At 41.4% G+C, this 10362-nt stretch carries 10 protein-coding genes; 2 read left to right on the top strand and 8 right to left on the bottom strand.

The features are described 5' to 3' along the window. The 6 genes from AC1DWN_RS19135 to AC1DWN_RS19110 form a co-directional block, all read right to left on the bottom strand. A partial coding sequence (locus AC1DWN_RS19135) for a response regulator (protein WP_477560497.1) occupies positions 1–221 on the bottom strand: 221 nt, incomplete at its 3' end. Continuing rightward, entirely contained in the window at positions 218–1558 is a 1341-nt protein-coding gene (locus AC1DWN_RS19130) for an ATP-binding protein (RefSeq protein ID WP_477560496.1), read from the bottom strand. The genes AC1DWN_RS19135 and AC1DWN_RS19130, both read right to left, overlap by 4 nt. A 127-nt stretch (positions 1559–1685) precedes the next feature. Then, positions 1686–1901 (bottom strand): cold-inducible protein YdjO-related protein, encoded by a 216-nt coding sequence (locus AC1DWN_RS19125; protein WP_477560495.1) that lies wholly within the window; start codon positions 1899–1901, stop codon positions 1686–1688. A gap of 46 nt (positions 1902–1947) precedes the next feature. After that, complete coding sequence (locus AC1DWN_RS19120) at positions 1948–3036, bottom strand: lactonase family protein (protein ID WP_477560494.1); 1089 nt, start codon at positions 3034–3036, stop codon at positions 1948–1950. Positions 3037–3063: 27 nt separating this feature from the next. Continuing rightward, positions 3064–3783, bottom strand: coding sequence for a DsbA family oxidoreductase (locus AC1DWN_RS19115; RefSeq protein WP_477560493.1), 720 nt, complete (start codon positions 3781–3783; stop codon positions 3064–3066). Between the two features lie 221 nt (positions 3784–4004). Further along, positions 4005–4661: a cell wall hydrolase gene (locus tag AC1DWN_RS19110; protein ID WP_477560492.1), complete on the bottom strand. Its 657-nt coding sequence runs from the start codon at positions 4659–4661 to the stop codon at positions 4005–4007. Positions 4662–4996: 335 nt separating this feature from the next. Between AC1DWN_RS19110 and AC1DWN_RS19105 the strand changes: the two genes are divergently transcribed. Together AC1DWN_RS19105 and xerS are read left to right on the top strand one after the other, a co-directional pair. Next, positions 4997–5548, top strand: a complete 552-nt coding sequence (locus AC1DWN_RS19105) for a bifunctional transcriptional activator/DNA repair enzyme AdaA (RefSeq protein ID WP_477560491.1) — start codon at positions 4997–4999, stop codon at positions 5546–5548. Between the two features lie 225 nt (positions 5549–5773). Further along, positions 5774–6868 (top strand): tyrosine recombinase XerS, encoded by a 1095-nt coding sequence (gene xerS / locus AC1DWN_RS19100; protein ID WP_477560498.1) that lies wholly within the window; start codon positions 5774–5776, stop codon positions 6866–6868. 44 nt (positions 6869–6912) lie between these two features. Here xerS and AC1DWN_RS19095 read toward each other — a convergent pair whose 3' ends face one another. Together AC1DWN_RS19095 and AC1DWN_RS19090 are read right to left on the bottom strand one after the other, a co-directional pair. Then, the gene (locus tag AC1DWN_RS19095; protein ID WP_477560490.1) at positions 6913–8727 is read right to left on the bottom strand and encodes an ABC transporter ATP-binding protein; all 1815 of its coding nucleotides are present in this window, start codon (positions 8725–8727) and stop codon (positions 6913–6915) included. A gap of 97 nt (positions 8728–8824) precedes the next feature. Further along, the coding region (locus AC1DWN_RS19090) for an ABC transporter ATP-binding protein (protein ID WP_477560489.1) at positions 8825–10362 on the bottom strand (1538 nt) is incomplete at its 5' end.

Genomic DNA, 10362 nt, shown 5'->3' with positions numbered 1-10362 from the left:
TGCATTTCCATCGCGGTATGAATGCCGTCAAGCTTGCTGCCCTCAAGCTGAATATCCATAAGAATGACATCAAACGCAGTCGTTTCTGCCATCTTCAGTGCTTCACTTGAGTTCGTTACAGCCCCAACGACGAGTATGTCATTCTCACGGTTGAGGAAACTTGTTAGCGCCTTGATCCAATCTGCATCATCCTCAACAATAAACACTTTAATATGGCTCAACGTGACTCCCTACCTTCTATCACTTTTTTCCGTGGCCAAAAGAACGATACGTTTGTTCCGCCGCCTGCTCCTACTATGCTAGTAATAGCAACTGACCCACCACTCTTCTGCATTACATTGTAAACATAGGATAAGCCAAGCCCAAAATTATGTCCGGTTATGCCACTGCTGTAAAACGGATCAAATACGTGGCCAAGCATGTCGGCTGGGATTCCTGCACCGCTATCTCTTATCGCTAGCTCTATACGGCGTTTAGTCGCACTAAGATGAACCTCTATGACTCCGCCTCCTGTCATGGCCTCACACGCATTCATAAGTACATTACCGATTGCCTCTCTTACATGAACAGAATCACACCAGATAACAGGGCGTATCGCATAGGTGGTGTTCACTTTTACCCCTTCCTTATCCAACATTCCTCGATGCTGCATGATGCACTCATCAACCAACTGATCGATTCGGCACGGCTCCTCTTGAAGCATGAGGTCCCTCATCTGGCTATGTATACGAGTCACCATGGCAAGCATATGATTCGAGGAGTTTGCAATAATTTGCAGCTGCTGCTGTGATTGCACATCCGCGTCTGGAAAGATACTCTTCAAATTGTCTGCACTGATTGAGATCTTCCCTATTTCATTTTTTATCGTATGGTTCAACATAGCAGCACCTGAACTGACTGCTTTCATAGTGCTTTCAAGTGGGTCACGTTCGAACCTGAGTTTCACACCTAGTACACCATACAGAAACGTACATAACAACGCGACAGCGAGTGAATAGATGATAAATACAGATATGTAATTGAAGAAATCAAAATTTGGAGAAATAACCTTTGCGATGTTTATAAACACCAGTACACCAAGTAAAGTAGGCACGATTATAATCGTCGTAATGAAGCGACTTCGCTTCATTCTAATGTCTTGCTCCCTCCAAAAGGATATAACAAGCAGATAACAAGAACATAAATAATAGGGTGCGCTCCAAATGAGCAATAAGACAAAGAATAATGTATGATCGGGATTCATCACTGCGGTTACAGCTGTAGCAATCGGGGGAAGAAATAGCAGTAGCCTTAAACCCCGTTTATATTTGGTGGTTAGCTTATAAATGCCAGAATAAATGATACTGAACATAAGGACCCCATACGGAGTCAATGTATAGTTAAGAAGCTTTGATACATCTGCCAGTGCTTGGAAACCACTTTCTACCAATAGATCTGCTAGACCACCGATTGATGCGCAGCTTAGAAAAAAAGCCGCCCAACGGTTCGATGCATGGCGCCAGTTGTTACATATAATAATTAGAGCTGCCGTTATTAGTGAGAAAAAATAAACAATCATACTATCATTCCATTCTATCCATGTTTAATATACTTATCGTATCACATTAAGAACGTTAAGCCATGCACTAATAATAACAAAACATCCTAATCCAATTTAATGGATTAGGATGTTTTGTTTGAATGGATTAATAATCTGATTTCGGTTTGCGAGGCTGTGGCTTTGGTTTATTCTGAACGGCTGGTAAATGCCGCATGCTTCTGAGCATTGGACCTTTGCATATCGGACAAGTTTGCTCACTTGCTGCAAATTCATCTCTTACCCACGCTTTGCACTCCGGATTTTTGCATTTGAAAATTTTAGTTGCTTTCAACTTGGGTTTTGCTTCTTCGCTAGTAGACACGCTGATGTATTCCCCTCTTCATTTCATTGCTTATAGTATTAATTATTTATGTCGTTAAATAAACTGGCAAAACACAAACTGGCTTGGATACTTCTATACTTTGCCCGGAAGACTGTAGCTTTCCCGTTGTCTGGTCTACACGGAACGTTACGATATTATTCGTATCACGATTCGCTGCAATTAGATAGTTGCCATTTGGTGTTAATGCAAAATGACGCGGATGACCGCCCTCAACAGATACATACTGTACAGGAGCAAGCAATCCTGTTTGCTCATTCACAGCAAACACAACAATGCTATCATGTCCGCGGTTAGACCCGTACACATATTTTCCATCTGCTGAAACCACAATTTCTGCACATGAATTTTCTTCAGCGAAGCCAGGTGGCAAGGTGCTGACTGTATCAGTCACAGCTAACTGGCCATTCTCCGCGTCATATGTAAAGGAAGTAACCGTTGAGTCAATTTCATTGATAACATATGCGAACTCACCGCTTGGATGGAATGCAAAATGGCGCGGCCCARCTCCAGGATGAATAGCAACTTCACTATGCTTGATAAGCTTTTGGCTGTCTGCATCGATAGCATAAGTGACGACGAGATCAAGACCTAGGTCCGAGACAAACAAAAATCGGCCGTCTGGACTATAAAACGAAGAGTGCGGATGCGGTCGATCCTGTCTCTCAGGATGATTGCTACTGCCTGTATGCTGCTGTACATCCAATTGTTCGCCTATAGTGCCATCTTCCGCAATACGATACAGTCCAATCATACCGCCATGATAACTGGTGACCGTCAAATACTGGCTTTGACTATCACGCTGAATATGACAAGTCGTAGAATTAACAGTTACTTTACGTTCAATTAAGCTTATTGCGCTGTCTTTTGGATGAATGGTGAAAACAGCTGCTTCGCCAACTTTTTGTCCTGCGTCGTTAACAGTTTCCGAAATGGCATACAACAAGTTATGATCAACATCAACATTAAGGAATGTAGGATTTTTTAACCCTGCAAACTCATCCTTCAACGTTAAAGAACCCGTAGCTTCATCCATAATATATACATACACACCACTGTCTTCTGACTCCGCGTAGGAACCAGCAAACACATGCAGTTGTTTTTGTTCGATTGTCACAAAGATATCCTCCTTTCAAAGAAAGCTTTAGGCTTCTGGTGCCTTAGGAACACAAACGCCATCCGTACACAAAGCATCTTGATCTGCTTGGTTTACTTGAACTAGAGTTGGGTATTTCTCTTCCCATGCTTTGTTCAAAGTTTCTAAAAACACTTCAGGAGGCTGAGCACCTGATACTGCATATTTACGATCGATGACATAGAAAGGAACACCGCGAATGCCAAGGCGGCTGCCTTCTTCTTCTTGACCGCGAACTGCATCTGCAAATTGGCTTGTAGCTAGCATATCTGCAACTGCAGTTGGGTTTAGACCAACATCAGCCGCTAACTCAGCAAGCTTTTCACGATTTCCTACATTATCATTATCCGTAAAATAAGCTTTAAATAGTCGCTCGGACATTTCCTTTTCTTTACCTTGCTCAGCTGCAAAATGGACAAGTCGATGCGCATCAAAAGTGTTCGTATTAACCATCGACTCAAAATTAAATGTCAGGCCAACTGCTGCGGCTTGTTTAGCAACATCTATACTAGTTGCCTTTGCTTGCTCAAGACTCATTCCATATTTGGAAGCAAGCATGCTATGTGTACTTTCATTTGCATGAGGGTCTGCGCTAGGGTCTAACTCAAAACTGCGAAACACAGTCTCCACTTTATCTTTATGTGCAAACTGCTCTAGCCCAATCTCGAACTTTCTTTTGCCAATATAACAGAATGGACAAACATAATCCGACCAAATCTCCACCTTCATTACAAGCACCTCCATCAAATAAATAGTTATCGATTAATAGCAATTGCCACTAATAATAAATTATAACCGATACTTTCGCTTATGCCCACTTTCTTAAACATTTTACAACAGAACTTATTGTAACATAAAAAAGAACCTTACTCTAAGCTCTAGCTCCTAGTAAGGTTCTTCTTGACTATGCAAAATATGCTATCAAATTCAACTTCATCACGCAAAATACATTAAACTGCAAAAACATGTCGACCTATTTTACCTGTCTGTGTTCGTGTCCATATCCATTTAGATGTCGCTGTTTCTGGATTGAAATAATAAAGTGCACCATTCGTCGGATCATTGCCTTTAACAGCTTCCTCGGCTGCTTGATATGCACGAGAATCTGGTTTCAATTTATACTGACCATCATCAACAGCGGTAAAAGCCCGTGGCTGCTCGATGACCTCTTCGACTGAATCTGGAAAACCAGAAGCTTCAACACGATTCATAACTACCGCACCTACTGCTACTTGTCCTTCATAAGGCTCACCACGTGACTCTGCATAAATAATTTTTGCCAGCATATCAAGCTCAGCTTGATTTACAGAAACCGATTTGAGTACTTTCCATGTATTTGAACCAGCAATTCCATCGGCTGTAAGGCCGTGCTCCTTCTGAAACTTTATCAGAGAATCAAAGGTAGTTGAACCAAAATAGCTAGTAATGGTCGAGTTAAAGTACCCTATAGTTTTCAAACGATATTGCAAATCGGGAACATCAGCTTCCGTGCTTCCTACTTTTAATGTCGCAGGCTTTGCAGCAGCAGCTTGTTGAGTTGGCATACCGATCGCAATCATAATTAGGAACAGAACGGACATGCTATATTTGACTAATTTAATGTTCATTATGTTAAATGAACCTCCCTTTTCTTTTGCGCATTTATGATTCTTTCGCAAAATCAGTTAAGTTTGGTAAGCAGTCGACGGGTTCGTTAGATCTTATCATAGTCAATAGCAGTAATGTAACCCGAATACATAAATTACATTAAATTGCTAAATTGTCGTTTTCGGATGTTTACACGTACCACAGATGTGATTTGAAGCCTATTTTTCTTTAAAAATGGACAAGCAAATGAACTTCATTTACTTGTCCTTTTTGTGATTTCGTTATCTTGCTATTACACTTAGAGAAGCATACAAACCATCGACTTGACGGTTATACTAGGATTGAGGTGTTGACGATGATTTTAATAACGGATGATAAATGGCAAGCCATTATGGACAATGATACGTTTTACGATAATCAATTTTTTTATGCTGTAAAATCCACAGGTATTTTCTGCCGCCCGTCTTGCAAATCTAGACCTCCAAAAAGAGAAAATATTTCTTTGTTTCAAACTGCTGAGGAAGCCTTATCTGCAAAATACCGTCCATGCAAACGATGCAAACCTACAGGCAGCCGTTTGCCGGATGACGAATGGATAGCTATGGTCACAGAGTATATCGAAAATAACTATATGGAGCAGCTTTCACTTGAACTGCTGGCACATATTTGTCATGGAAGTCCATACCATCTTCATCGAACTTTTAAGAAGGTCAAAGGGATTACACCCATTGTATACATCCAGCAAATTCGAATTGAGCATGCTAAGTCTCTGCTTATTAGTACTGACAAAGCAATTATTGAAGTAGGAATACGTGTTGGTTTAGCGAACACACCTTATTTTATAACATTGTTCAAAAAGAAAACCGGTCATACGCCAGCAGCCTTTCGTAAACATGTGATTCAATGAAGTTTATTTCAATTCCGATTCTTGGTGTTCAAATGTTCCACTTCTTACACTTGAACACATGTTCAAAAGGAAGGTACAATAACGATAGCAATTGTTAATTTTTATCTGCTTCAGATGGATTATTAAAGATTCTGCTCCTTCATCGATGATTTGTTTACATAATTATTATTATGTTTGTTTAACACCATTAATAAATAATGTCGTTAATAGAATGAGGTGTTCTTCATTAATATTTTAAAACAGAAGGACCGTGAGGAGCTTGATAAGAAGCTGCCTTCCATGCCCTGGTACATTGAAAAGTTCATTAATTACAAACTGCCGGATCTATCGCCCTCATCCTTGGTTGAATATATACGTGATTATGAAACATTCCTTAATTGGATTATGGCAGAAGGATTGTCAGAAGCAAGCACGCTCAAAAACGTTGCCTTGCTTGAGCTGGAGAAGCTGCATATGGACAGTATAGATGGCTATCGGATGTACTTGTCCACTCATAAGAAAGAAAGAAACAGCAAGACAACGATCTCGCGGAAACTGTCCTCTCTCCGATCCTTATTTCATTATTTAAGTCAAATTGCTGAAGACGAAGAGTTCTATCCGCTGCTGAAACGTAACGTAATGGCGAAGGTTACTATTAAACGGACTCACAAGCCGAAGGATACGGCTGCTAAGCTAGAAGGAAAGCTTCTTCAAGAAGAAGAGATATTTGAGTTTATGGATTACATTAAGCAGCATTATGGAACTGAAGTTGCTGCCAATAAACAAGCACTTTACTCTTATGAGTTAAATATGATCCGAGATGCGTGTATTATTAGCTTTATTTTGCACTCTGGCTTGCGTGTCTCAGAGCTTGTGAACTTGAATGTTGATGATATTGATCTGAAGAAGAAGCTTTGTTATGTATATCGCAAAGGTAAAAATGACGACACCTTCAAAACACCTGTTTATTTCCGTCAGGAGGCTGTCGAGGACTTAACTGCTTATTTAACGCTGAGGGATGTCCGTTACAAAGCTCCAAAGCGTGAAAAAGCATTGTTTCTCGCGATTGCAAATGGCAAGAATGAAGGCTCTCGCATGACGAAACGGGCTATTCAAGAAATGGTCATCAAATATGCGAAGCGGTTTGGCAAGCCGTACTTATCCGTACATAAATTAAGACACTCATTTGCAACTGACTATTATTTACGCAACGATATTTACAAGACACAAGAACAATTAGGACATGCATCTCCGGAAACAACACAAATTTATGCGCATTTAACGGACAAAACGATGGCTCAAGCTATTGATCGGATAAAAAAAGAGGACGAATCAAGCTAGCGCTAACCACGCGCTGCTTGATTCGTCCTTTATCCAGCCTTTTTTTAGGAAGAAGTGCTCGTTTGTAAAATAACTGAATCTTGCATAGAAAGCTGAGTTAGTACGAGGTTCGCATAGATGCCGCCTTTCTTCATCAGCGCTTCATGGGAGCCTTGCTCAGCAATCCTTCCATCCTCTACGACTAGAATCAGATCAGCGTCTCGAATCGTTGATAAACGATGAGCAATTATAAATGCCGTTCTTCCAGTAAATAACGTTTGCAGCGCTTCTTGAATATGCTGCTCCGTTTCTGTATCTACACTTGATGTTGCTTCATCTAATATCAAGATTCGTGGATCGGATAGCAGCACGCGACCGAATGCCAGCAGTTGTCGCTGCCCGACTGATAGCTTTGAACCGCGTTCCTCCACCTCGGTTTGATAACCATCCGATAGTTGTTCTACAACACGATCTAGCCTTACGCTCTCCCCTGCTTTCCTAAGCTGCTCATCCGTGGCGTCCTCATTGCCATAACGCATATTTTGTTCAACCGTTCCTGCGAAAATAAATGAGTCTTGCAGTACAATACCCATTTGCTCGCGCAACGAACTAAGCGTTACATCCTTTATATCCATTCCATCTATTCGAATCGTACCGTCAGTTGAATCGTAGAAACGCATGAGTAAATTGACGATTGTACTTTTTCCAGCTCCGGTAGGCCCAACAAGAGCTACTCGCTGCCCTGGCTGCACACTAAAAGAAACGTTATGCAAAACCTCCGGCTTGGATTCCTCATAGCGGAAAGACACATTTTCAAAAATAACCTCTCCGCGAATCGTTGGCAATTCAATTGCGTGATCACTATTTTTCACTTCTGCCTCTGTATCCAGCACCTCAAATATTCGCTCCGCAGAAGCCATAGCAGACAATAGCTGACTATACACCTTAGATAATGCGCTAAGCGGCCCCCAAAAGCGCCATAAGTAATTGATGAATGCCATAATAAATCCAAGTGTAATGGCTTCGTCTATAACACGAATAGCTCCAAACCAGATCACGATACAAGTACCCAGCATACCGATCATCTCTACAAGCGGATACACCGTTGATTCTAAAGTGATAGCACGCATAAATGCTGTTTTATTGCGAATATTAATACCGTTAAATTTATCGTTATTCGTATCCTGGCGGGAAAACGCTTGAATGACACGAATACCTTGAATCGTTTCATTCAAATTAGCGTTTATTGCTGACATGGTCGACCTAGAGCGATACCAAGATCCTTCGATCTTCGGTCTAAGCTTAGCAACGATTAAATAAAGCAGCGGCATCATTACAAAGGATAAAAGCGCAAGCTGCCAATCCATCCAGAACAGGATAATCACAATACCGACCAAGTGTGTACCTTCCATTACCATCGTAATCAATCCGCCGTTGATCAATTCGCCGATAGCATTCGTATCATTCGTAATACGGGACATAATTTTGCCAGCAGGCCGCCCGTCAAAGAAGCGAAAAGATAAGGATTGCAAATGCTTAAATAATTGCTGACGTAAATCAAATAAAATACGTTGTCCGGTAAAGTTAATCCATCTCGTATGCATCCAACTGAATAACCATCCAATTAGCTTTATACCAAGCAGTACTGCTCCAAGTATATGAATTACCGCATAATCGCCTTTTAAAATCCCTCTATCAATGATATAAGCGAGTATGAGGGGCTCCGATAAGCTGAGCAGCATATTAGCAAATACGATAACAACGACCAAACTCAGTAATTTACGATAAGGGATAAGGTAACGCATCATCCGTCGCATATAGTTCACGTTAAACGGTTTCTCCTCCGCCTCATCATCCAAATCCCATTCGACTTGACTCATACTTCCCCTCCTTAAAAGTTTTGCGAATGCAAAACTTACTTCGTAAGCATAACCTTAGTTTTGCGAATGCAAAACTTACTTCGTAAGCATCTAAAAACTATTGATGTGCTATTTGCTTTTGTCTGTCGAATAATTGACGGAAGAAGCCGTTGCGCTCATTCAATTCCTTATGAGTGCCTTCCTCTGTAATCCGGCCGTTTTCAATTACAATGATACGATCAGCATGCTGAATCGACGACAAACGCTGTGCGATAATGAAAGTCGTGCGTCCCTTCATTACTTCAAGCAGTGCCTCATGTATAGCAGATTCTGTTGCTGTATCTACACTTGCTGTCGCTTCATCAAGCACAAGAATAGGCGGGTCCATCAAAATAGCTCTAGCGAGCGCAACACGTTGACGTTGCCCGCCAGAGAGGCCGACACCACGCTCTCCAATGCGAGTATCATAGCCATCCGGCATACTTTTGATAAAGCTGTGAATTTGTGATTTTCTTGCTGCTTGTTCGATTTGTTCATCGGTCGCATCTGGATAACCATATGCGATATTATCCCGAATCGATGCCGAGAAAAGGAATGTCTCTTGCGGTACGATACCGATACTGCGACGCAATCCGTCCAGGTCATACTCACGTACATCGGTATTGTCTATTAACACCCTGCCTCCTGTTACATCATAGAACCTCGATAATAATCCAATCAGACTGCTCTTACCGGAACCAGTAGAACCAAGTACGCCGATAACTTCCCCTTGATCGGCCTGAAAAGAAACATGATCTAAAATCGGTCTATCCTTATCCACATCTTGATCAGCAAAATGAAAGGTTACTTGATTGAATTCAACATTCCCTTTCATCCCATCTGTACTATGAGCCTTGTTAGGCTTAACAATATCAATTGTTGTATCAAGCACTTCGAATACTCGCGGAGCTGCTTTGATAGCTTGCTGCAAAATATTTATCTGCCAGCCTAGCATGTTAAGCGGCCATATAATACCCCATACATACCACTGAAACGCCATAAATGTCCCCAGCGACATCTCATCTCTGACCACAAAAATAGCACCAATCCAAATCATCATCACAAAAGTTAATCCGCCGTAGAAACCCATAAGTGGAAAAGCTTTCGCTTCAAGCCTTGCGCGCTGCATATTCGTTGCGAAGTTTTGTTCATTACGCTCCGAAAATTTCCGTTCCTCCACTTTTTCCGTAGCGAAGGATTTAACAACTCGAATTCCTGAGATGTTCTCCTGGAGCGTATTAGTCAAACGACCCATTTGCTCACGAATGTTCGACCACGCAGGTCCGACCTGCTTATTGAAACGCCACAACACGAACAAGATTAATGGTATTGTAATTAAGCTAATCAAAGTAACCTTCCACTGCATGCTCATCATAAAAATAATAGTGCCGACAAACGTAAGCAATCCGGTAAATAAGCTCATTGCCCCGAAGCCTACGAAGTTTTTCACTGCTTCGATATCTCCTGTCATTCTAGACATCAATTGACCGGTTTGAGCACGGTCATAATAAGAGAACGATAATCGCTGTAAATGAGCATATAGCTCTTTTCTCAACTGAAATACGACATTCTGACCAACTAACTCCTGCGAATAGCCTTGGAGGATCATCCCAACGC

It is taken from the genome of Paenibacillus sp. P4_A7, from assembly GCF_056402455.1.
This window is presented reverse-complemented; position numbering and strand designations above follow the sequence as displayed.

Excerpts from the sequence above, each read along its gene's own strand:
- AC1DWN_RS19130 (WP_477560496.1), bottom strand. The coding sequence starts at position 1,558 with ATGATTGTTTATTTTTTCTCACTAATAACGGCAGCTCTAATTATTATA.
- AC1DWN_RS19115 (WP_477560493.1), bottom strand. The coding sequence starts at position 3,783 with ATGAAGGTGGAGATTTGGTCGGATTATGTTTGTCCATTCTGTTATATT.
- AC1DWN_RS19110 (WP_477560492.1), bottom strand. The coding sequence starts at position 4,661 with ATGAACATTAAATTAGTCAAATATAGCATGTCCGTTCTGTTCCTAATT.
- AC1DWN_RS19105 (WP_477560491.1), top strand. The coding sequence starts at position 4,997 with ATGATTTTAATAACGGATGATAAATGGCAAGCCATTATGGACAATGAT.
- AC1DWN_RS19095 (WP_477560490.1), bottom strand. The coding sequence starts at position 8,727 with ATGAGTCAAGTCGAATGGGATTTGGATGATGAGGCGGAGGAGAAACCG.